Origin of the sequence: Parafrankia sp. EUN1f, assembly GCF_000177675.1 — a bacterium.
Lineage (GTDB): Bacteria > Actinomycetota > Actinomycetes > Frankiales > Frankiaceae > Parafrankia.
Genome location: NZ_ADGX01000097.1, coordinates 1 through 23,685, shown reverse-complemented (window position 1 = coordinate 23,685; position 23,685 = coordinate 1). Strand labels below are relative to the sequence as shown.

The 23,685-nt window shown below is 71.4% G+C and carries 14 protein-coding genes and 1 pseudogene; 11 read left to right on the top strand and 4 right to left on the bottom strand.

The genetic code is table 11. From position 1 onward, the window contains the following. Positions 1–644: 644 nt before the first annotated feature. Positions 645–2,120, bottom strand: coding sequence for a CCA tRNA nucleotidyltransferase (locus tag FREUN1FDRAFT_RS25075; RefSeq protein WP_006543050.1), 1,476 nt, complete (start codon positions 2,118–2,120; stop codon positions 645–647). Between the two features lie 168 nt (positions 2,121–2,288). On the opposite strand from FREUN1FDRAFT_RS25075, the gene FREUN1FDRAFT_RS25070 reads away from it, so the two are divergent. The 10 genes from FREUN1FDRAFT_RS25070 (at position 2,289) to FREUN1FDRAFT_RS25025 (ending at position 19,754) form a co-directional block, all read left to right on the top strand. Then, on the top strand, positions 2,289–2,762 hold the full coding sequence (locus tag FREUN1FDRAFT_RS25070; protein ID WP_006543049.1) for an NUDIX hydrolase: 474 nt from the start codon (positions 2,289–2,291) through the stop codon (positions 2,760–2,762). A gap of 236 nt (positions 2,763–2,998) precedes the next feature. Beyond that, the gene (locus tag FREUN1FDRAFT_RS25065) at positions 2,999–5,584 is read left to right on the top strand and encodes a DUF6049 family protein (RefSeq protein ID WP_006543048.1); all 2,586 of its coding nucleotides are present in this window, start codon (positions 2,999–3,001) and stop codon (positions 5,582–5,584) included. Positions 5,585–5,667: 83 nt separating this feature from the next. Then, positions 5,668–9,162, top strand: a complete 3,495-nt coding sequence (gene murJ / locus FREUN1FDRAFT_RS41940; protein WP_232295392.1) for a murein biosynthesis integral membrane protein MurJ — start codon at positions 5,668–5,670, stop codon at positions 9,160–9,162. A 1,100-nt stretch (positions 9,163–10,262) separates the two neighbouring features. Then, entirely contained in the window at positions 10,263–12,491 is a 2,229-nt protein-coding gene (locus FREUN1FDRAFT_RS25055) for a protein kinase family protein (RefSeq protein ID WP_006543046.1), read from the top strand. Positions 12,492–12,521: 30 nt separating this feature from the next. Then, positions 12,522–13,340, top strand: coding sequence for an RNA polymerase sigma factor SigM (gene sigM, locus FREUN1FDRAFT_RS25050; protein WP_006543045.1), 819 nt, complete (start codon positions 12,522–12,524; stop codon positions 13,338–13,340). 9 nt (positions 13,341–13,349) lie between these two features. After that, a complete protein-coding gene (locus FREUN1FDRAFT_RS25045; protein ID WP_050796022.1) occupies positions 13,350–14,762 on the top strand; it encodes an anti-sigma factor in 1,413 nt (470 codons plus the stop codon). 292 nt (positions 14,763–15,054) lie between these two features. Next, positions 15,055–16,095 (top strand): thioredoxin-disulfide reductase, encoded by a 1,041-nt coding sequence (gene trxB, locus FREUN1FDRAFT_RS25040; protein ID WP_006543043.1) that lies wholly within the window; start codon positions 15,055–15,057, stop codon positions 16,093–16,095. A gap of 233 nt (positions 16,096–16,328) precedes the next feature. Continuing rightward, a complete protein-coding gene (gene trxA, locus FREUN1FDRAFT_RS25035; RefSeq protein ID WP_006543042.1) occupies positions 16,329–16,655 on the top strand; it encodes a thioredoxin in 327 nt (108 codons plus the stop codon). A 534-nt stretch (positions 16,656–17,189) separates the two neighbouring features. Then, a complete protein-coding gene (locus FREUN1FDRAFT_RS25030) occupies positions 17,190–18,476 on the top strand; it encodes an N-acetylmuramoyl-L-alanine amidase (RefSeq protein WP_006543041.1) in 1,287 nt (428 codons plus the stop codon). Positions 18,477–19,112: 636 nt separating this feature from the next. Then, the gene (locus FREUN1FDRAFT_RS25025) at positions 19,113–19,754 is read left to right on the top strand and encodes a GNAT family N-acetyltransferase (protein WP_006543040.1); all 642 of its coding nucleotides are present in this window, start codon (positions 19,113–19,115) and stop codon (positions 19,752–19,754) included. A 146-nt stretch (positions 19,755–19,900) separates the two neighbouring features. On the opposite strand, the gene FREUN1FDRAFT_RS25020 is transcribed toward FREUN1FDRAFT_RS25025, so the two are convergent. The 3 genes and pseudogenes from FREUN1FDRAFT_RS25020 to rsmG form a co-directional block, all read right to left on the bottom strand. Then, on the bottom strand, positions 19,901–20,824 hold the full coding sequence (locus FREUN1FDRAFT_RS25020) for a ParB/RepB/Spo0J family partition protein (protein ID WP_006543039.1): 924 nt from the start codon (positions 20,822–20,824) through the stop codon (positions 19,901–19,903). Positions 20,825–21,159: 335 nt separating this feature from the next. Next, a pseudogene (locus FREUN1FDRAFT_RS25015) lies at positions 21,160–22,026 on the bottom strand (ParA family protein); the annotation flags it as partial. Positions 22,027–22,132: 106 nt separating this feature from the next. Next, positions 22,133–23,041, bottom strand: coding sequence for a 16S rRNA (guanine(527)-N(7))-methyltransferase RsmG (gene rsmG, locus FREUN1FDRAFT_RS25010; RefSeq protein ID WP_006543037.1), 909 nt, complete (start codon positions 23,039–23,041; stop codon positions 22,133–22,135). Positions 23,042–23,334: 293 nt separating this feature from the next. Between rsmG and FREUN1FDRAFT_RS25005 the strand changes: the two genes are divergently transcribed. Then, positions 23,335–23,685: transposase (locus tag FREUN1FDRAFT_RS25005; protein WP_035953398.1), on the top strand; the 351-nt coding region annotated here is incomplete at its 3' end.

Sequence of the window (23,685 nt, the reverse complement as noted above, 5' to 3'; positions counted from 1 at the left end):
TGGTCAGCTTTCGACGCGGGCGCGCCTTTTCCATTCACGAAACTGAAGGGCTCCTCGTTTCCCTTCCCCCAGATCTCTTGACATCCATTTCGTCGCCGGTTTTACAAGGCTTCGATGAGCGGTTATCGGAGGAGCCACGAAGAGCCCTTTAGTCGTCGTTCCCGCGAACCTCGCCGAGCCCTGCGAGGGTGGGATCTCGCGCGCCCAGCGAGCGGAGGGTGCCACTGACGGCCCCTTGAGCCGCTGGTCACGGGGGCTGTTGAGGTCTTGCCGGCCACTCTGACACTGTGCCGGGCCAACGTCGGCGGCGGCGCGGGCCACCCGCGGCCGCCGTGAGCTCGTGATCACTGGCCGCGGCCCGCCCGTCATTCATTCAACAGATGAGAACGATTCGGGTTTCAGACGCCTCTGTCACCTTTCCGGGCACGGGCCACGGGGCATCCACCAGGGATGCCCGACGTTCCTCTGTGCCTGGCTGAAGCAGCCCGCCTCGCGGCCTTGGAATCGCGTCAACAAAGATCGATAGCCGGACGAATGTGGCCGACCCCAAGCAAGAGTGAAGGATTTTGGTCGCCAGAACAACCAAAATCCTTCACTCTTCACGCCGCCACCGCCAGCGGCAAGGAACTACTGGAGGCGTTGCACTAGACGTCGCTGCCCGGTTCGCCTCCGGGAACGGGGACGGGTATGCCGTTCTCCCGCGCCCACCGGAGCAGCTCCGCCTCGGCGGCCTCGCGGCCCAGCAGCCCGCGCTCGAACCGGACGTCGAGCATGTGCTCGCGTGCCTTCCCGACGAGCCGCGACGGCGGCAGCGCCAGCAGCGCCATGATGTCGTCGCCGGAGAGCTCCGGCCGGATGGCGGCGATCTCCTCGCTCGCGGCGAGGTCGGCGATCCGCTCCTCCAGCGAGTCGTAGGTCCGGGCCAGACTCTCGGCCTTGCGGCGGTTGCGCGTCGTGCAGTCCGAGCGGACCAGTTTGTGGAGACGGTTCAGCTGCGGGCCGGCGTCGTGGACGTACCGGCGCACCGCGGAGTCCGTCCACTCACCGGAGCCGTACCCGTGGAAGCGCAGGTGGAGGAAGACCAGCGAGCAGATCGCGTCGGTGACGTCCTTCGGGAAGCGCAGCGCGGTGAGGCGCCGGCGCGTCATGTCGCGCCCGACGACCTCGTGGTGGTGGAAGGACACCCGGCCACCCGGGATGTGCCGGCGGGTACGCGGCTTGCCGATGTCGTGCAGCAGCGCGGCCCAGCGCAGGATCTCGTCCGGGCCGTCGTCCTCCAGCGCCATCGCCTGGCTCAGCACGGTCATCGTGTGCGCGTAGACGTCCTTGTGCTGGTGGTGCTCGTCGATCTCCATCCGCATCGCGCCGAGCTCGGGCAGCACGATGTCGGCGATGCCGACATCGACGAGCCGCTCCAGCCCGGCAATCGGGTTCGGGCTGGCGATCAGCTTGCGCAGCTCGTCGCGCACCCGCTCCGGGGAGACGATCTTGATGCGCTCGGCCCGCGACCGCATCGCCGCCACCAGCTCGGGCACCGGGGTGAGCCCGAGGGCCGCCTCGAACCGGGCCGCGCGCAGGATCCGCAGCGGGTCGTCGTCGAAGGAGGCCTCCGGGACGCCGGGGGTACGCAGCACCCCGCGAGCCAGGTCCGCCATGCCGCCGAACAGGTCGACGAAGTCATGCCCCGGGACGGACACCGCCATCGCGTTGACGGTGAAGTCCCGCCGGACCAGATCGCCATGCAGGCCGTCGCCATAGGTCACGGTCGGGTTGCGGGACGTCCGGTCGTAGGTCTCGCTGCGGTAGGTGGTGACCTCGAACCGCACCCCGCGCCGCGCCAGGCCGACCGTGCCGAAGGCGATACCCGCCTCCCAGGTCGCCTCGGCCCAGCCCCGGGTGATCTCCAGGACCCGCTCGGGGCGGGCATCCGTGGTGAAGTCCAGGTCGGGGGCACTCTGGGCCCGGCCCAGCAGCGAGTCACGCACAGAGCCGCCGACCAGGTACAGGGCATGCCCGTGGTCGGCGAAGATCCGGCCCAGCTCGTCCGCGGGCGCGGGCACCCGCAGCAGTTCGCTCACCACCTGCTCCGCCGAATCCCGGGGATTGTCAAGACTGATCACAGCCACCCTTTCAGATTACGGGTGACCGGCCCCACCGGGACGTCCACGGCCGGTCCATGGCCCGGCCCGTCACACTCGGGACGTCCCGAACCGGGAACTGAGCCGATTCACGCGGACGAACCGGACACACAACGAGGCCGATTCGGCCGCTGCTCGTACGATCAGGGCATGCCCTCCCCGCCCAGGACGACGCCCGGCCGCCGGCCGCTGCGCCGGGTGGAGGAGACCTCGGCGGGTGGCCTGGTGCTCGACACGCCGTCAGCCGGGGCCAACGCGGCCCTGATCGCCCGTAGGGACCGGCGTGGGCGACTGTTGTGGTCACTGCCGAAGGGGCATGTGGAGGCCGACGAGACCACGGAGGAGGCAGCCGTCCGGGAGGTCGCGGAGGAGACCGGGGTGACCGGGGCGGTGCTGGCCCCGCTGGGCACCATCGACTTCTGGTTCGTCGCCGGGGAGGCCCGGGTGCACAAGACCGTGCACCACTTCCTCCTGGTGCGAACCGGGGGCGCTCTCTCCGACGACGACATCGAGGTCGAGGAGGTTGCCTGGGTGCCGCTCGCCGAGGTCGCCGACCGCCTCGCCTACGCGGACGAACGCCGGCTGCTCGACGAGATCCCGACGATCCTCGCCGAAGCGTCGTGAGCGTGGCCTACCCGTCCCGGCGGCGGCGCCGAGGGGGCCGCGGGCGGTTCCCGACGCGGCTCGCCGCCGGTGTGGTGGCAGCTCTCAGCCTGGCCGTGGGGGCCACCGGCGGGCAACCGGCGAGCGCTACCACACGCTCGGTGGCGGGATTGTCACTGGACAACTCCGCGACCACAGCTTCATCCACAGTTTCCACAGGGCTGTCCACAGAGTTGTCCACAGGATCGGCCTCATCTGTGGGTATCGCGGCTGGAACGACCGCGACAATCCAGCCGGTCACCAGGGCATCCACCGACACAGGCGGCACTTCGGGTACTTCCGCTTCGCCTTCGCCTTCAACTTCCACCAGCGCGAACCAGGCCGTCCAGCTGACCGTCACCGAGGTCACTCCGCCCAGCAACGGCTCGACCGTGCTGCGGATCTCCGGCTCGGTGGTCGTCCAGGGCGCCCAGCCAGCCGGACTCGGCGTCCGGGTCGACCTCGGTGCCGCCCTGACCTCCCGCAGCAAGCTGCAGCAGATTGCCGCGGGCGGCGCAGTCGGCTCTCCCAGCATCTCGTCGGCCGCAAGTCCGCCGCTCGACGCGACCGGCGGGTTCACCGCCGACATCTCGGTGGCCGATCTGATACCGGCCAGCGGCCTGGAGGTGCGCCCGGTTCAGGTCCGCGTCGTCGGCCGGGTCAACGGAGGCGCCCTGGACAGCAGGCTGGCCACGGTGACGACCTTCGTGGTCCTGTCCGCTCCCCGGGTGGCGCAGTCGCAGCGGACGCCGGTGCTGACCGTGGTACCGCTGGCGAGCAAGCCACGGCTGCGCTCCGACGGCAAGCTCACCGACAACACGCTGGCCCAGGACATCGCGGAGGGCGGCCGGCTCCGGGAGCTGCTGGACGGGGTGGTCAGTTCCGGCACGACGACCGCCGCACTCGGCGTCGACCCCACCCTGGTGCAGGCCCTGCGCCTGATGACCAAGGAGTACCTCTATACGACGCCGTCCGGGACCGCTCCGCCCGTTCTGGACCCCCCCGACGCGATCAGCTTCCTGAACAAGATCAGCGATTACGCGCACCGGGGCGGCACCGTCTTCGCGCTGCCCTACGGGGACACCGACCTGCCCGCGCTCGTCCGCGCCGACCAGCTCGACGCGCTGCAGTACTCGGTCAACACCGGCCAGCAGGTGATCGCCGAGCTCCTGGAGAAGCCGGTACGGGCCCAGGAGGGGAGCTGGACCGCCTTCCCCGCGGACGGGCTCGCCGACGCCCGTACGGTGAACGCGCTGAGCGCCAACGGCTACGGCACGGTGATCGTCGACGACCAGCTCCTCCCGGCCGCCCGGGGCCTGACCTACACACCGTCGGCAGCCACCACCATGGCGACCGCCACCGGCCAGGTCCGCCTGCTGGCCGCCGACCATGTGCTGGCCGACGTCGTCGCCGACCCCGACGGCGACGTCGACGGCACCCAGAACGATCCCGCCCTCGCCCGCTTCCAGGCGGAGCTGGCGATGATCACCGATCAGGCGCCGGACCGGCGGCGCCTCGTCGTGCTCGCGCTCCCCCGGTACGCGGCCATCTCCGCAAGCTGGCTGCGCACCATTCTGGACACCGTCACGACGAGCACCTACTCGACCGGGATCGGTCTGGGCGACGCGACCGCCGACGCCAAACTGGACGCCACCCAGCGGACCGCGCTGACCTACGGCGAGGCGGCGCAGGCGAAAGAACTGCCGACCGAGTACGTCGACCGGGTCGAAGAGATCCGAGACAAGGCCTACGTCCTCGGGTCCGTCTTCTGCCAGCCGGATGCGACCCCGGCCCTGACGACCGAGACCTGCCTGAGGACCAGGCGCGATCCCGTGATCAATACTTTGATCACGGGATTGTCGGCGGCTTGGCGCACGGACAGCGCGGGCGGAACCTCGCTCGTTCAACAGGCCGACGGCGCCGTGCAGGAGAAGCAGTCCAGTATCCGGGTCGTCGGATCCCAGATGGTCAACCTCACCAGCAGCCGCGGCCGGGTACCCGTCACCCTGGAGAACAGCTCCGACTGGGACGCGACCGTGGTCGTGAAGCTGTCGTCCAGCGACCGTGGCCGGCTCATCTCCGCCACCGAGATCACCCGCGTGCTCAAGGCTGGTCAGAAGGACCAGATCGAGATCGAGGTCGACGCGGAGAGCGCCGGCACCTTCCCGGTCGACATCCGGCTGGAGACCGTCGACGGCCAGAGCATCGGCCCGGAGGCGTCCGCGCGGGTGCTGGTCCATTCGACGGTCTACGGGGCCATCGCCATCGGCATCACGGTCGGGGCGGTCGGCGTGCTCTTCGCCGCCGTGCTGATCCGCCTCGTCCGCCGGCTCCGGGCCCGCTCGCGTTCCCAGGGCGCGCCCCCTGACGACCTCCCGGGCGGACCGATGCCGGCTGACCCCCCTGGCCCGCCGGCACCGGCGCCCCAGGGGCCAGAACGGGCGACCCTCCCGCTCAGGAAGTACCCCTCCGCCGATGCGGGCGGGCACCCTTATCCAGCTCCGCCCCCGCCGCCGGACTGGTTCCCGCACCACACCGGCGGACCGCACCATTCCAGTGATCCGCATCATGCCGGCGGCCCGAGCCATGCCCACGACCCGCGCCATGCCGGCGGCCTGGGCCACGCCGCCGGCCAGGAGCATGGTCGCGCACCGGGCCACACCCGCGACCCGCACCACACCCGCGACCCGCACCATGCCGGCGGCCCGGATCTCGGCCGCGCCGGGCCGTGGAGCTTCGGCCGCCCGGCGGCACCGGCAGGGTCGACGGCCCAGCCCCAGCCACAGCGCCCGGACGGCCGGTGATGGGACCGTACGACGGTCGTGGCCGACGGCCGTCCGACGATCATGATGATCGGCCCCACCGCCCCGCGGCCGACGATCCGTATGTGGTCGAGCGGTACACCGGCCACGGAGACGACCAGTACGTGAACGCACCCGAGCCGGGCACGGAAGCACCACCGTTTCCCGATGCCCGCGAGCGCCCGGACAGCTACCGTCCGAACGTGGCCCGACCCCCCGGAGACTCCGCAGCGCACTGGGACGACCCCGCCCAGCACCGGGGCCAGGCGACCCAGCCCCCGTATGAGCAGCAGCGCGACGGGTGGGGGCCAGCCGACGGTCGCCTGCCGCCGGCTACCTGGTCACGATCTTCTCAGGACCACCATGGCACGTACGGGCAGGGCGGTTACGAGTCGGCGGCCCCCTACGACCCGCCCCGGCACAGCGACCAGCACGGCTACGACGTCCCGCAGGCCTACCGCGATCAGCAGGCCTACGATGACCCGCGTCGGCGCAGCAACCAGCACGGGCACGGCGATGGCGATGGCTACCGCGATCGGCGCCGAATCAGCGACCAGCGCGGCTACGGTGACCAGCGCGGCTACGGCCCAGGCGCACCGGGTTACGACGACGATGCCGGGTACGGCCGGCCGGTACCCGATCAGAATGCCGGCCACGCAGGCCACCCAGGCCGCGCGGGCTACATCAACCGCGCCGAATATGACGAATACGAACGGAGCCGGCGCGGCGACCAGGCACGCCCGCCGACCGACCCCGGCCAGGCCCGGTATCCGGACGGATCATCGCCCACCACCCGGGTGCCGCCCGGTGTCGCCTATCCGGGCGGTCCACCGACCCCACCGGCGCCGGCACGGCCACCATCACCGGTAGCCGGCCACCACAACACCGGAAACCCGTACGACAGCGGAGCCGGCCGTATCACCCCGTACCCGGGCATGTCGCCTAAGTCTTACCAGGTGGACGACGAGCGGATCAGCGGGTACCCCGCCGACCCGCGGGGGCCTGTCGAGCGGGGTGAGCAGACCCGCAAGCTCCCGAGCGCACCGCCCGTCCCGCCCCCGTCCGAAGGGGGACCCGCGACGCGGGCGGCGCATGCCCGCACACCGGCCCCAGGCACCGCCCCCCGCGGCCACCCGGCGCACCAGGGCGAGCCGACACACCGCGTCGGGCCCGCGCACCACAGCGAGCCAATGCACCACAGCGGGCCGATGCGGCACAGCGAGCCCGCGTACCTCAGTGAGCCGACGCGGCGCACCGGGCCGCCCCGGAACCGCCCGCCCGCGCAGCCGCCCGTCCAGCCGTTCGAGGACCTCGACGAGCCACCCTACGAGCCGATGCATGAGGCGGCCTACGAGGAACCCCTCGAGGACGTCTACGAGGAGCCTTTCGAAGAGGCCTACGAGGACGCCTACGACGATCGCACCGCTCGGCTGCCACCGCCGAGCACGGCCCCGCCCACAGCCAGGACCCCGCGGCCGGCGGCACCGACCCGGAAGGGCCCGCCACAGCAGCCGGCCCCGGCCGGTCGGCGGACGACGTCCACGCAGACCGGCCGGGGCACCGGCACCGGCACCGGGAGCCGCAAGAAGGCCCCGGCCAAGGGCGCCGGCGGCCTGGGCCGGGCCAGCGGCATCATGGCGATCGGCACCATCGCCTCGCGGGCCACCGGATTCCTGCGCACCGTCGCGATCTCGGCGGCGATCGGCGTCGGTGTGGTGAGCAACGCGTACACCACCGCGAACACGACCCCGAACGTCCTCTACGACCTGCTGCTCGGCGGCATCCTCACCAGCGCCATCGTCCCGGTGCTGGTCCGTGCCTCGAAGGAGGACCCGGACGGCGGGGACGGCTTCGCGTCATCCCTGGTCACCCTGACGGTTCTCGGCCTCGGCGCGGCCGTGGTCCTCGGGATGATCCTCGCGCCCGAGATCATCGGCATCTACATGCACGGCAACGATCCCGCCAAGAGGGCGCTGGCGACGGACCTGCTGCGCTGGTTCATGCCCCAGGTGCTCTTCTACGGGGTCGGCGCGGTGCTCGGGGCGATCCTCAACACCAGGCAGTCCTTCGCCGCGCCCATGTTCGCGCCGGTGCTGAACAACCTGGTGGTCATCGCGACCTGTGTGGCGTTCTTCCTCGTCCCGGGCGACCGCCCGCCGACGGTGGACGGGATCACCGGTGCCCAGACCTTCGTCCTGGCCGGCGGAACCACCCTCGGCGTGATCATCATGACCGTTGCGCTGCTCCCGACCGTGCGTGCCGTCGGCTTCCGCTACCGGCCCCGCCTCGACCTGCGCCACCCGGGGCTGCGGTCGGCCTACCAGCTCGCGGGCTGGACGCTGCTCTACGTCCTGGTCAGCCAGGTCGGCTTCGCGGTGATCACCAATCTGACGAACGACAAGCACAGCGAAGTCACCACGATCTACCAGAACGCCTACCAGCTCTTCCAGCTCCCCTACGCGATCATCGGCGTCTCGGTGGTCACCGCGCTGCTCCCCCGGATGAGCAACCACGCGGCCGCCGGCAAGACCGCGCTCGTCCGCGAGGACCTGTCGACCGCGACCCGGATGACGGTCACCGCGATCGTTCCGTCCGCCCTGTTCCTGCTGGCACTGGGCCGCCCGATCGCCGTGACGATCTTCAACCACGGCGCGGTCGACGTCGCCGGCGCGGTACGGATCGGCGACTCCCTGAGCGCCTTCGCCATCGCACTCGTGCCCTTCGCCCTGTTCCAGGTGCAGCTGCGGGCCTTCTACGCCTACCGGGACAGCCGCACCCCCGCGCTGGTCAACATCGGCGTGGTCGCGACGAACATCGTCGCCGCCCTCGTGATGTCCCACGTGGCGGCACCGGAGCATCGCGCGGTCGTGCTGCCGCTCGGTTTCGCCCTCGCCTACATGATCGGCCTGGTCGCGACGACCGTCCTGCTGCGGCGCAAGCTCGGCGGCATCGACGGCAACCGCGTCGCCCGGGTGACGACCCGGGTGAGCGTGACCGCCGGCATCGGCGCCGTGCTGGCCAGCGTCATCGCGGACGTCGTCCGCGACCTGCTCGGGCACGGCTGGCTCGGGTCGGGGATCGCGGTCGTCATCGGGCTCGTCGTCGGCGGGCTCGCCTTCGTCGTGATCTCCGTGCGCAGCGGGCTCTACGAGATGACGGCACTGATGCGGATGGTCGGCGGCAAGCTCGGCGCGGACCGGCGCGGACCGGCCCGCCAGGGTGGCACGTCCCCGGGCGGGACGGGCAAGAGTGGCAAGGGCGGCACGTCCCCGGGCGGACGTCCAGCGGCCAGCCGGTCGTCGGGGCCGGCCAGGGTCCCCGCGGATCACGATCGTGCCCGCGAGCCGCGTGAACCGCGGGTACGGCGGGAACAGCGCGGGCGCGATGCCGGCGGGCGCGATGCCGGTGGGCGCAATCCCGGTGGGCGCAATCCCGGTGGCAGCCGCGGCGGCGGTAGCGGAGGTGGCAGCCGCGGCGGCGGTAGCGGAGGTGGCCGCACCGGCGGCGGTGACGGACGCGGATCGCGGGGGTCGTCCGGAGGCCGCGGCGGACCCCCCGACCCGCGGCGCCGTCCCCGCTGACCTGGAATCCCGCGCACGCTGGCCGGGATGCCCGCCACCGAGGACCCGGCCGGGAGTCGTCCCCGCACGAGCCGGCAGGCGGCAGCGGGAGCGGTGCGCCAGGTCAGACCTGGTGGCCCACCGGCATCGACCTGGCGGTTCGTGTCCACCTACCGCACGGCCCCCGACCGGGGATCCCGCGCCGTCACACAGCACCAATATTTCACTGCAAAGGGGGCAAAAGGGGGCGCCGGGGTTCCTTGGCAATCCGCAAGAGTTGAGGATTTTGGTTGCGGGAACGACCACGATCCTCAACTCTTGCCCGGCAGCAGCCACAGCCCGAAGCCCGGGACCCCGCGGACAGGCTCCCCCGCGATCAGAATCCTCAGGACTTGCCCGGCAGCGACGGCTGACGGCTGACGGCGACGGCTGACGGCGACGGCTGACGGGTGGCTGCTCGGCCCCTACGCGGCTGTGGACGACACACCGACAGGCCGCCTCATCCCGACGGACCGACCACGACCGGCCAGATGCGATCTGCCCGATACACCCGATTCGTCCGGCAAGGCGCGAGCGCGGCGGAGACCTCGACCAAGCGGGTCCGCGAGAAGCAGCCGTGGGCTGCCACACCACTTCCGCGACCTCCGGTGATGGCAACCCCGCCCGTGAGACAACTAAAGGTAGTTCTCGCGCGACGATCTGTCGAAAATATGCCGGCCATCGGCGGGGATCGGGTACCAAGAGAAGCCAACCGGAAACGCCAGAAACCTCGCCCGCTCCGAGTCGAGGGCATGTTCTCGACCCGGTCACACCGGTCCCGGTTTCCGTGGCCGTTACCTGGGCGGACGCGGTCACTCGGTGCGTCAACCTGGCTTGTCTGGAGACATCCGCAAGATGGCAGGGCTGGCCTCGTACACTGAACACGCTGTGCGCGGGCCCCGCCCAACGTCGCCGGTGAACCAGGCGCAGCACCCAGGCTTGGGGCACCTTGGGTGCCCTACGTCTGACAAGGCGACGGAGGGTGCCCGGGTGTTCGTTCGCAGTGGTGGAACGCTGGGCGGATCCTCTGCCCGGTTCGGGTGGGGTGGCCCACCGGCGGGTATGCGGACGACGGAGGCACTGTGGTCGACGGAAGCAACCGACCGCAGGGCGCGGACGTCGATAACAGCGTGACCAACGATGCACCGGCGCACCTGCCCGCCAGCACCGCCGTCCTCGCCGAATCGGTTCTCGACCGGCGCTACCGGCTGCTCGCGCCGCTGAACACCCGCGGCCCGGTCACACTTTGGCGGGGCGACGACAACGTTCTCGCCCGGCCGGTGGCGGTGCGCATCGTCGAGCACCCGGACAGCTCCGGCGATCCCGGGTCCGAGGCCGACCAGGCTGCCCTCGAGGAGGTCGCCGAGGCGCTGCTGAAGGCCGCGATCAGCTCGGGCCGGCTGGTTCATCCCGGTGCCGCGTCCACCTATGACGCGACGACGACCACCACCGGGTCGACCCGCATCTCCTACGTCGTCTCGGAATGGGTGGAAGGGCGCACGCTGCGCCAGCTCGCCGCCGAGGGCCCGCCGCGACCCGAGCAGGCGGGGGCCATCGTGCTCGCCGCCGCCCGGGTCCTGGCCGCGGCGCACGAGCGCGGGATCCACCACGGCGGGCTCAACCCGGGCGATGTCATCGTCTCCGGCCACGGCACCGTGAAGGTTGTCGATCTTGAGATCGGCGGCATCCTGGCCGGGCTGGACGGTTCGGCCACCGGCGCCGAGCCGACCGTCGGCGCCGGCGCGGGTGCGGGTGCGGACGGCGACGCGAGCTCGGGCTCGGAGGCGAACGGCGGCGACGGGGCGGGCACCGGCTCCGCCGGGGACCTGGCGGACGTACGTGCCCTCGGCGCGCTGCTCTACGCGGGCCTGACCGGCGCGTGGCCGCTGCTCGGCGAGCACGCCCTGCCGGCGGCCCCGACAGCCAACGGGCGGCTGCGGACGCCCAGGCAGGTCAACCCCGCGGTCCCCCGTGACCTCGACGCGATCGCGCTGGCGACCCTCGGCGACGAGCGGGCCGGCGCACCCATCACCACCGCCGCCGAGCTGGTCGCCGAGCTGGAGGCGGTCAGCCCCGTCGACCAGGTGCTCGACACCGGTCTGATGAGCCTCGGCGACGAGGGCCCGGCCAGCACTGAGGCGATGCCGGTGGACGGCTACGGCCCGGCCACCGGCGACTACCAGGACCCGTCCGGCTACGGCGGCTACGACAGCGGCCCGAACAGCTACGGCAGCCGAGATGGCTACGGCGGCCGGGCCGACTATGACAACCGCGGCGGCTACGGCAACCGCGGCGATTACAACAGCCGCGGTGACTACGACAACCGCGGCGGTTACGACAGCCGAGGCGGTTACGACAGCCGGAGTGACTACGGCAACCGGGGCGGCTACCCCGGCCCGGGCGGCGGCGGTTACGGCGGCGCGGGCAGTCCTGCTGGTGCCACGGGCGGCGGCTACGACCGCCGGGGCTACGACCAGACCGCCCACCTGGGCCGCGGTGGCCACGACCAGACCGCCTACGAGGAGCGCGGGTACGGCGCAGGCGTCGGGGGCGGGGGCGGTTACGACCGCGGCGACGAGCGCGAGCGTGGCTACGACGGCTACCCGTCGCAGCGCGGTCCGTCCGAGCCGCGCCGGCACCCGGACGACAGCGGCCGGATCCCGCCGCCCGACGGGGTCCGCGGCGGCTCGACCGCCCGGCGCGTCCTGCCGTGGCTGGCGCTCGCCGTGGTCGTCGTCCTCGTCGCCGTCGTCGCCGTGATCGCACTGAATAACAAGGACAACAAAACTCCTGGGACGGACCCCGGCACCAGCCCGTCGTCGACGGCGAATATCGCGACCGGCGCGAAGATTGACATCGCGGGCGTCACCGCCTTCGACCCTCCGCCAGGTGACGGCGAGGAGAACAACGACTCGGTCTCGAAGGCAACGGACGGCGACCCGACGACCGAGTGGACCACCAGCGCATACAACGCGCGGATCCCACCCGCGCAGTTCGGTGGGATCAACAAGACCGGTGTCGGTCTCCGGTTCACCTTCAACGAGCCGGTCGCGCCCAGCGAGGTGAGGGTCAGGATCGGCTCGCTGGCTCCGGTCTCCTTCGAGCTGCGGGCTGGCGACAACGAGGACAATGACATCAGTGCCTATCCCATCGTCGGCGCCCCACAGCAGGACAAGTCCGGCGAGGTTCCGATCACGCTGCCGTCCGACCAGCAGAAGCACAAGTACTGGGTGCTGTGGCTGACCAACCTGCCCGCGGGCGCGGACGGGAAGCCCAAGGGCTCGGTCGCTGAGGTCGAGTTCAGGCGCTGATCGACTCGCGGCGGCGGTGCTGGAGTGACGGTGAACCCGTCTGCGGCGGGGCGGGCGGAGTCCCCGCCTGACAGCCGCCCCGGCGCGCGCGAGAACGCTGTGCCCGGGCCCGCGGCGGCAGCGAATGCTGGTGTGGCGGCGGACGCCGACGCGCTCCGTCGGCATGTGGCCGGCGATCCGGAGGCGTTCGGGGAGCTGTTCCGCGCCCACGCGGACCGGCTGTGGGCGGTCGCGTTCAACCTGCTGAGCGACGCGGAGGAGGCGGCGGACGCCGTCCAGGAGGCGATGCTCTCCGCGCACCGCCGGGCCGCCGACTTCCGCGGCGAGGCGGCCGTCGGGACGTGGCTGCACCGCATCGTCACCAACGCGGCCCTCGACCGCCTGCGCCGCCGGGCGGCGCGCCCGACCGTGCCTCTTCCGTCGTCTCCCGACGGCCTTCCCCGCGAGCCGGTGGACGTCCGCGATGCGATCACCGACCACGACACCCGGATGGACATCCAGACCGCGCTCGGCATGCTTCCCATCACACTGCGCGCCCCGGTCGTGCTGGTGGACATCGAGGGCCGACCGGTCGCCGAGGTCGCCCAGCTGCTGGATATACCGGTTGGAACGGTCAAAAGCCGCTGCGCGCGGGCCCGTGCCCAACTCGCTGTGCATCTCGGACATCTCGCCCCCGAAAGAGCACCCCGGCCCCCCGGCGGGAACCAGCCGGCGCCCCCTTCCGTCTCAGATGTGGGACGGCGTGACGCGCCGGACGGATCCAAAGGCCAGGCCGCAGGCTCAGGGGCGGGCGACAACACGAACCCGACCCCCCGCAGGGCCGGTCGACTGACTCGCCGGAGGAGGTGATCGACGGTGATGACGGACGAGCACGGCACCCAGGACTCTGATCCGGGCTGGCACCTCACGGGCCCCGGCGATGCCGATGATTCCGGCTGTTCCGACCTCATGGGCGGCGCAGGCGGTGCCGGTACCGGTGGAACTGGCGGTGTTGGCGGAACCGGTGCCGGCGGTCCGGGCCAGGCCGGCCAGGGACGGGCCTGGCGGCGGGACGCCCATCCCGACATCGAGGCGCTCGACGCCTACCTCGACACCCATCCCGATCCACAGGGCCCCGGTGCGCCCTCCGGCATCACCGCGAGCCGGGTGGACCGCCACCTCCGCTCCTGCACCGTCTGCCAGGAGACGCTGACCGCACTGCGCCGGGTCCGGGCCGAGCTTGCCCAGCTGGCCAGAATGACGATGCCGGAAGATGTCGCCGAGCGGATCCAGGCGGCCCTCACCGCGCGCTCCGGTGCCGTGGCATCCTCCGACAGGGCCGCGGGCCGTCCGGCCGGCACCGACCCCGCTGGCGGCCTCGGCGACGCCGCTGACGTCCCGGCAGCCGACATCACACCCGCGGGTATCCGGCGGATGAGCTTCGTGGACGGGGCCTCAGGCTCCCGGTCCGGATCCCGGCGGAACGGTGCCGGTGGGCGCCGCGGCCGGCCAGCGGGGAACCGCGGTAGCGGTGCTCGGGACTGGATCTCCATCGCGGCCGCGTGCGTGGCGCTGGTCGCCTTCGGCGCCGCCGTTCTCGCCGTGCGCGGGCTCACCTCCGGGACCAGCGCGGAGACCACGGCTGACGCCGCCGTCGCCGCCGCCAACCCGGCGGAGGCGGGCACCTTCGGCGCAGCCGCCCAACCGCAGCGCGAGGCACTGCCCACAGCCGCCTCGTCCGCGGCGAACGAGACGACTGCCGCCGGTGGAGCGTCGGCTGCCGGCGATGGCTGGGTGCTCGTCGCCGACACCGACGAGGTCCTGCGCCCCGCCGGCGTCATCGCCCACGGCCAGCAGCTGCTCGCGGGCCAGCTCGCGATGACACGGCTCGCCTGGTCCGCCCTGGGCACCCGATCCGGCTCGCCGGAAGCCGCCGCGCCGGCGTCCGGCGCCACCACCTGGGCCGCCACTGCCGTCTCCCCTCCTCCGACCACCGGCGCCGCCGATCAGGCCGCCGGTGCCGACCAGGTGTTGGCGACGACGCCTGAGTCGCTGGCCCGGGTGTACGACACTCCGCAGCTGCGAATGTGCTACGAAACCCTCTCGGCGCAGACCGGCGGCTCCGTCCTCGCGCTCGACCGGGTGCGTTTCGACGACCAGCAGGCGATCATGCTCGTGCTCTCGGTCGCCGGGCAGCCGACCGTCGCCCACCTCGTCGTCATCGACGCGCACTGCGGATCCGTCCCGGTTCCGGGTGCCGTCTGGTACAGCGTGAACGCGAAACGTGGTTAGCGGTTCGAGCGCCGCCGCACAGCCCGCGCACCCGGCGGGCGGGTGAGCCGCCCAGCCACCCGACCGGCCCGGCGTGCCGACGTCACATCGAGGTGGCGGGCCACTGCGATCCACTGCTGGAATCAGCGACAGTCGCGCGCGGTTATGCGGGCAGGCGTCAGTACCTGAAAGATCTGAAGTACCGAAGAACTGAAGTACCGAAGTACCGAAGTACCGAAGAGAAGTCGAACCGAACAGGGCGAGGCGAGGGACGTCGGCGGCAGCGCCGCCGGCGATCATGAAGGGAGCGGGTGTGGCAGCCCAGGGCAAGGACCAGGCGGTCCCGACCGCCGGGACCGAACGTTCCGGGGAGCGGGTCCTGGACGTCGTCATCATCGGATCCGGCCCGGCCGGGTACACCGCGGCGATCTACACCGCCAGAGCGAACCTGCGGCCGGTGGTGTTCGAGGGCGCAGTCACCTCCGGTGGCGCGCTGATGACCACGACCGAGGTCGAGAACTTCCCCGGCTTCCCCGAGGGCATCCAGGGGCCGGAGCTCATGGGCAACCTGCGCGCCCAGGCGGAGCGTTTCGGCGCCGAGCTCATCCCCGACGATGTCACCGAGGTCGACCTGACCGCCAACCCGAAGGTGGTCAAGGTCGGTGAGGAGACCTACCTCACCCGGTCCGTCATCGTCGCCACCGGCTCGGCCTACAAGAAGCTCGGGATCGAGCACGAGGACCGGCTGCTCGGCCGCGGTGTGTCCGCCTGTGCGACCTGTGACGGCTTCTTCTTCCGGGACCACGACATCGTGGTCGTCGGCGGCGGCGACTCCGCGATGGAGGAGGCGACGTTCCTCACCCGGTTCGCGAAGTCGGTGACGATCGTGCATCGGCGCGACAAGCTGCGCGCGAGCGTGATCATGCAGGAGCGCGCCTTCGCCGACCCGAAGATCAAGTTCCGGTGGAACTCGGAGGTCGCGGAGGTTCTCGGCGACGACAAGGTGACGGGCGTCCGGCTGCGCGACACGGTCACCGGCGCGACCGACGAGATTCCCGTGACGGGCCTGTTCGTGGCGATCGGCCACACGCCCCGGACGGAGCTGGTCGCCGACCAGCTCGAGCTCGACAAGGAGGGCTACGTCAAGGTGGCCCACCCGACCACGGCGACCAACATTTCCGGCGTGTTCGCCTGTGGCGACGTGGTCGACCACACCTACCGCCAGGCGATCACGGCCGCCGGCACCGGCTGCTCGGCGGCGCTGGACGCCGAGCGCTACATCGCCGGCAGCGAGGGCGTCGCCGACCCGACCGCCGTCGCCGCGCGGGTGCCGGATCCCGCGCTGGCCAGCTGAACCGCGCCGGCGAGCTGAACCACGCTGGCCACCTGGCCCGGGCTGGCCGCTCGGAAGGGCGGGCCATCCGGGCGGAGGAGTACCCCATCCGCCCGGTTTAGCCAGACAATTGGCTGGCCGACGGGGGAGGAGCGCCACCCCCGTAGAACAGCAGGCAGGCCGCCAGCTACCGGCGGCCGCCACACACAGGCATCAAAGACAGCGAAGACCAGGAACGACCCGAGGAGAACCCCATGGCAGGTGCAACCGGTGTGGTGACGGACGACACGTTCGCCACCGAGGTACTGAAGAGCGACAAGCCGGTGCTGGTTGACTTCTGGGCCGAGTGGTGCGGCCCGTGCAAGATGGTCGCCCCGGTGCTCGAGGAGATCGCCAAGGAGCACGGCGAGAAGCTGCGGATCGTCAAGCTCAACATCGACGACAACCCGCAGGTCGCCCGCGAGTACCAGATCATGTCAATTCCGACCATGGCGGTGTTCGTCAACGGCGAGGTCGACCGGACCATCGTCGGGGCGAAGCCGAAGGCGGCGCTGCTGCGCGATCTGGCTGCCTACGTCTGAGCGGAGCCTCGCCGCGCCGTTTCGCCGCGGGCATGACGGCTCCGCGGAGCCGTTGATCCAGCGTCAGCGGCAACACCGGCACGCACCGGCCGCACCAACAGCAACGGCCCGTTCCCTGTGGAGCGGGCCGTTGCTGTTGCGGCAGGTTCCGCGACCACAGGTGACATCCTCGGCACTCCTGGTGGACGCAGCCCGCCACCAGAGGTGGGCCGGACCGGCAAGTGCCCTCCACGGGGCTGTACGGGCCGTGGACATGATCGATTGATGGATGCAGCCCGGTACCTGGGCCCGGCCCGTTACCCTCGCTCACGGCTGGTAACAGGCGGCCGTCACACCGCGCGGACGGCGTCACGTGGGCCGGCGAATCCGTCGCGGGCAGCCGAAAGCCGTCGCGGAGCGGGAAAACCGGACGTTGGGGATCGCAGCCCTCGCGGACCAGCGGCGATGCCCTAATCTGATGGCGGGATTCGGCGGCCGAACCGGTTCGACGCTGGTTGACGGTTCGATGAACGCACATTCGAAAGGTGCTCATTCGTGAAGCTGCTGCGCCTTGGTGACCGTGATCCCTCCGTAGCCGAGGCACGGGCAGCTTTCATCCACCTCGGTTTCCTGCCGGTCGCACCGCGCCAGGCCGCCGTGGCGGACAACGCGCCAATCACCGCGACCGGGCCGGCCACCGCTACCACCGCCGGGGCCGCCGAGCCTGCGGAGCCTGGCGGGCAGACCGGGGCCACCGAGGCGGAGCGGTCGGCCGCAGCGACCGAGCCGGCTGCCGCGACCGAGCCGGCGGTGACGGCTGACCTGTTCGACCGCGAGCTCGACAACGCGGTCCGGGCCTTTCAGCAGAGCCGGGGACTCTCCGTCGACGGCATCATCGGCCCCGACACGTTCCGGGCCATCGAGGAGGCTCGGCGCCGCCTGGGTGACCGGCTCCTCTACTTCAGCGTGACGCACCCCTTCGTCGGCGACGACGTCACCGCGTTGCAGGAGCGCCTGTCGAACATGGGGTTCGACGTCGGCCGTGCCGACGGAATCTTCGGCGCCCGCACCGACGTCGCCGTCCGCGACTTCCAGCGCAACCGCGGGCTCGACCCGGACGGCCTGTGCGGCCCGCGGACGCTTCGTGAGCTCAAGCGGCTGGAGCGCACCGTCACCGGCGGCCGCCCGGACGTCCTGCGTGAGTCGGTGCGTCTGCTGGCCCGTGGGCCGTCCCTGCTCGGCATGGTCGTCGCGATCGACCCCGGCCATGGCGGCGACGACCCCGGTGTCACGAGTGGTCCGCTGTGCGAACGCGATCTGATGGCGGACCTGGCGTCCCGGCTGGAGGCGCGCCTGCTCGCCTCCGGGCTCGAGGCGCATCTGGTCCACGGTCCACACGAATCCCCGTCCGAGGCGGAGCGCGCCGCACGCGCGAACGAGATCGGCGCCGACCTCCTCGTCTCGCTGCACGTCGACGCGAGCAGCTCAGCCCAGGCGCAGGGCGTCTCGACGTACTACTACGGGCACGCACGCGGGTCGTCCGCCGTCGGTGAGCGCTTCGCCCTGCTGGTCCAGCGAGAGATCATCTCGCGGACCGACATGGTCGACTGCCGGGCCCATCCCAAGACCTGGGAGCTGCTGCGCCGTACCCGCATGCCCGCGGTGCAGATCGATCTCGGCTATCTCACCAACGCCCATGACGTGGCCGCTCTGGCGTCCACCGAGTTCCGGGCCGCGGTGGCGGAGGCGCTGCTCGCAGCGACGCAGCGACTGTTCCTCCCGCCGGAGCAGGACCCACCGACGGGTCAGCTCCGGGTGCCGCGCATCGCGGCCCGAACCTGACCGACGGGCCGGAACGCGCCGCAGCCGGGTGAGCGGCGGCCTGAAGATCTGAGGATTGTCGTTGTCCTGTCGACCACGATCCTCAGATCTTGCCCGGCAGCAGCGACAGCCCCGGCTACGACCCGAGGCGGGCCACCACCCAGAACCCACCCGCTCCGCGGCGACTCCCCCCTGCTCGGCCTACTCGGCTGCCCCGCCGACTTCGCCGTTCGACCGCTTCGCCGCGCTGCCGATCGTGCCGCTCCATCCCACCCGACACCGCTCTGCTGCCCGACACCGCTCTGCTGCCCGACACCGCTCTGCTGCCCGACACCGCTCTGCTGCCCGAAACCACTCCGCTACCCGAAACCACTCCGCTGCCTGACACCCTCGGCGGCCCCGCCGCCGCTCCGCTGCTCAGCGCCGGCTTCCAGCACTCGGCGCCGCCACCGAAACGTGCCGCTACCGGGTATCGGACACCGCTCCCCTGCAACGCACGCCGTGGCGCGGTCCGCAACGCCCACCCGGCAAAGTTTCACGTGGAACACCTCACGGCGTGCCCGTCGCCATCCATCCCGGCAGGCGTCCTAGGCTGTCGGAAGTAAGCGATAGTTCCGGCCGGACAAGGCTGTCCGAACCGCTGGGAGGCGTAGCTCGATGAGTCGACGGATCGCGAACATCACGCTCGACAACATCGACGACATACCGCTTCCATGTCGGCGATGCGTCTTCTGGGAACTCGATCCAGTCGCTCGCAGCCGCGCGGAGGAAGCCGGCGCCACGGACATCGAGAAAGAAGCCTGGGTCTCCGCCGCCCTCCTCGAATGGGGCAGCTGCGGAAAAATCGCTTATGTCGACGACGTCCCGGCGGGCTTTGTGATGTTCGCGCCGCCGGCGCACGTACCCCGCTCGGTGGCGTTTCCGACCAGTCCGGTCAGCCCGGACGCGGTGCTGCTGATGACGTCCCAGATCGTCGAGGAGTTCACCGGCCAGGGTCTGGGCCGGGTGCTCGTCCAGGCGGTCGCGAAGGAAATCACCCGACGCGGCTACCGGGCGATCGAGGCCTTCGGAGACCTGAAGGGTTCCGACACCCGCTGCGTGGTGCCAGCCGACTACCTGCTCGCCGTCGGGTTCAAGACCGTCCGGCCGCATCATCGCTGGCCCCGCCTGCGCCTGGAGGTCAAGAACGCGGTGAGCTGGCGTGAGGACGTCGAGGTGGCCCTGGAGCGTCTCCTGGGGTCCATGAGTCCCGAAGGCGTGCTACGCGGCCAGGTGAACCCGGTTCCCGGGGCGATCTGAGCCGACTTCCGCCGCCCGTCAGGGCCGGCGTCGGGCGTGGGCGGGCTTCTCGGAGCCGGCGCGGGCGGGCCGCTCGGAGTCTCGTGGCCGAATCCGGTCCAGCCGGGATCCGAGCCGAGGTGATGACTCCGAGGGCCCCCGTCCAGTCAGGAGATCGTCGAGTCGGGGGACATGGCCTCGACGATGCGTTCAAGGTCTTCCAGCGTGGCGAACTCAACGGTGATCCGGCCCTTGTTGCGGCCCATGTCCACCTTGACCCGGGTCTCCAGCCGGTCGGCGAGCCGGTCGGCGATCTGGGTCAGTGCCGGGACAGGGGAGCGCGGCTTGCGCGGAGCACGCTTGCGCGGACCTTCCTCGCCCAGAGCCACGATCTCCTCGACCGCCCGGACGGACAGGCCCTCCGCGACGATCCGGGTCGCCAGCCGGTCCTGGGCATCGGCGTCGTCCAGGGAGAGCAGGGCGCGGGCGTGCCCGGCCGACAGCACTCCGGCAGCGACCCGCCGCTGGACCGCCGGCGGCAGGCCCAGCAGGCGGATGGTGTTCGTGACATGCGAACGAGAACGCCCCAGCCGCCCGGCGAGCTCCTCGTGGGTCGCGCCGAAGTCCCGCAGCAGCTGCTCGTAGGCAGCCGCTTCCTCCAGCGGATTGAGCTGCTGGCGATGCAGGTTCTCCAGGAGCGCGTCGCGCAGCATGGCGTCGTCCGCGGTCTCCCGCACGATGGCGGGGACCTGGTCGAGCCCGGCCAGCCTCGACGCGCGCCAACGGCGCTCGCCCATGACGAGCTCGTACCGGCCTGGAAGCAGCTCACGCACCACGATCGGCTGCAGCAGGCCGACTTCCTTGAGGCTCTCGGCCAGCTCCGCCAGCGCGTCCTCGTCGAAGTGGTTGCGAGGCTGGCGCGGGTTGGGTGTGACCGAGTCCAGCGGGATCTCACGGAAGACCGCCCCCGCGACCGGAGCGGGGGCGTAGCCGCGGTCCGCGGACATCGACTGGTAGGCGTCCGTGCTTTCGGCGGCCGCGGGAATGAGCGCTCCGAGCCCACGGCCGAGGCCGCCTCGCCGCGCTGTCATCGACGGGCTCCGTTCGGGGCGCCGTAGCCGTCAGCCGCCTCATAGCCGTCAGCCGGGCCGTAGCCGTCAGCCGGGCCACCGCGATGGTCCGCGGGACCGTAGGGTGCGCCCGCCGCATGCCGCTCAGTCGGCCCGTGCGCGACGAAACCAGCAGCACCGGGATGTCCGGCGGGGGAGTGGCCACTCGTCGCCCCAGCGGCGTTCGGGGCTGCCGCAGCGGGCGCGCCGGCGCCGACCCCTGGCCCGGGATCGGCCCGAGACGCGGGATCGGCCGCGGACCGGGCATCACCCACCGGCGGAGCTCCACCGGCCAGCCCACCGCCGCGCGGCCCGCGGTCGGCCCCGCGCTCGGCGAGCTCCCGCGCCGCCGCGAGGTAGGACAGCGACCCACGGGACGCCGGGTCGTAGGTGAGGGCGGACTGCCCGTAGCTCGGCGCCTCGGCCAGCCGCACGTTACGCGGGATCGTGGTGTTCAGGACCCGATCCCCGAAATGCTCTTTGACCTCGTGCACAACCTGGTCCGCGAGGCGGGTGCGCGAGTCGTACATGGTCAGCAGGATGGTCGACAGCCGGAGCTCCTGGTTGAGATGTGCCTGGACCAGCTCGACGTTACGCAGTAGCTGACCGAGGCCCTCCAGCGCGTAGTACTCGCACTGGATCGGGATCAGGAGCTCACGGGCGGCGACCAGCGCGTTGACCGTGAGCAGGCCGAGTGATGGCGGGCAGTCGATGAGGACATAGTCGACCTCGTTGCGCATGCCCTCGATGGCCCGCCGCAGCCGGGTCTCCCGCGCGACCAGGGAGACCAGCTCGATCTCCGCACCCGCGAGGTCGATGGTGGCCGGCGCGCAGAAGAGCCCTTCGGCCTCTCCGGACTGCACGACGATCTCGTCAAGCGGACGGTCGCCGACCAGGACCTCGTAGATCGAGGGTGTCCCGGAGCGGTGGTCCACTCCCAGCGCGGTCGAGGCGTTGCCCTGGGGGTCCAGGTCCACCACGAGCACCCGGATGCCGTGCATGGCCAGTGCGGCCGCGAGATTGACGGTGGTCGTCGTCTTGCCGACGCCACCTTTCTGGTTAGCGACGGTGATGATGCGCCGCCGGTTGGGTCGCGGGAAAGGTCGTCGTCGTTCCATCGTCAGTGCTTCCACCGCCGCTGCTGCCGCCGCTCCGATCGGGGTCGATGAATCGAGAGGGTCCAGCCCCGGGAATCCGGACCCACCGCCCGGTGACGTCCCATATGTCAGGCCTCCTCGATCCGTCGACGCTGCTTCAGGTGCCGTCGCCGTCTGGTAAGGAATCGCTGTTTCACGTGGAACGTGACCGCCCACGTGCCGGTCGATCAGGAGTTCCCTCCCGTACTCGCCGTGGCTGTGTCGCCCGTCTGGCCTGCCGGTCATCCGTGCCGCGCCGTCCCCTCCCGCCGTCCCCACGGGCCGCCGCGACGGTACGCGTCGCGCGGAGCACGCGGGTGGGTTCCTCCACCAGGTCAGCTCCGCACGTCACGACGTCCACCTCGCGCCAACCCTGGGAATCGAGATCACTACGCGCCGCCTGCAATTCCTCAAGGATTCGCGAGCCGCGTAGTGCAAGCATGACACCGCCTGAACGGGTCATCGGCAGCAGTACCGCGCCAAGGCGGCCGAGTGGAGCCACCGCGCGGGCCACGGATACGTCGAAATCGCGGTGTGGCGGACGCTGTGCGAGGTCGGGTGCCCGACCGCGCACCACTTCAATCTGTTCTTCCAGGCCAAGTTGTGCCACAACTTCGCTCAGGAAGCGACACCTTCGTTCCATTGGTTCGAGCAGGGTGACCCGCAGGTCCGGTCGGGCCAGGGCGAGGGGAACACCGGGCAGCCCGGCGCCGCTGCCGACGTCCACAACCTCAGGCACCCGTCCGGATGCGCCCGGGAGGTCGGCGGCGGTGGGAACAGCCTCGGCGAGCACCGCGGAGTTCAGCAGATGCCGGGACCACAACCGGCCCGTCTCACGCGGGCCGATCAGGCCTCGCTCCACGCCCGCCGTCGCCAGCAGCTCCGCGTACTGGACAGCCAGCTCCAGCCGGTCACCGAAGACGCGGGTCGCGGCATCGGGGACGACTTCGATCTCCTGGCTCGCCTCGATCGCCTCGGCCGCCTCGGCCGCGTCGGACCGCGCGTTCGCGGCGGTACCGGAATCCGGGAGGCCGTCGGCGGAGCCCGTCGGGGGAGTGCTCACCGCCCGACCTCCGTTGCGGCGCGGTGAGACGCGTCCCCCGAGCGGGTGATGCCGCGGAAGCCGGACTGGCCCGACAGGTTCGGGAGACCGCTCCGGTGGACTGCCTGGAAGCGCGCGAGGCGGGCCAGGTGGACCAGTTCGCCTCTAGTACTCCAGCCCGACTTCTGTGATCGTTTAGATCTGGTGGGTCATGGTTGGGTGGCGGGGCTGAGGAGGGACGCGGGTCCGGGAACGTAAGAGACCACCGGTGATCCTCGCGGTTTGTGACGACACGTGAAGATCAGCCGGCGGCCGTGTGCCCCAGCGTAGACCCCGACGGGTGGCTTGAAGCGTTCGAGGGGCTCGCGGGCCGGCTCGACCGCCGGTTCCGTCGGCCGGAGTCCCGTCGGCGGATGCGCCGGTTCCTGCGCGGTCTGATGGCCGGGCTGCCTCGGGTGAACTGCTGGACGTTGGCCGAGTACGCCGGGGAGGCCTCACCGGGTGGGATGCAGCATTTCCTGGCCGAGGCGGTGTGGGACGACGACGGTCTGCGCGCTGACCTGCGTGACTACGTCGTCGAACGGTTCGGCGACCCCGAGGCGGTGTTCGTCTTCGACGAGACCGGCGACGTGAAGAAGGGATCGATGACCGTCGGTGTCCAGCGC

Coding starts and splice junctions, on each gene's coding strand:
- FREUN1FDRAFT_RS25020 (WP_006543039.1), bottom strand. CDS start 20,824: ATGACAGCGCGGCGAGGCGGCCTCGGCCGTGGGCTCGGAGCGCTCATT.
- FREUN1FDRAFT_RS25045 (WP_050796022.1), top strand. CDS start 13,350: ATGACGGACGAGCACGGCACCCAGGACTCTGATCCGGGCTGGCACCTC.
- trxA (WP_006543042.1), top strand. CDS start 16,329: ATGGCAGGTGCAACCGGTGTGGTGACGGACGACACGTTCGCCACCGAG.
- FREUN1FDRAFT_RS25025 (WP_006543040.1), top strand. CDS start 19,113: ATGAGTCGACGGATCGCGAACATCACGCTCGACAACATCGACGACATA.
- FREUN1FDRAFT_RS25070 (WP_006543049.1), top strand. CDS start 2,289: ATGCCCTCCCCGCCCAGGACGACGCCCGGCCGCCGGCCGCTGCGCCGG.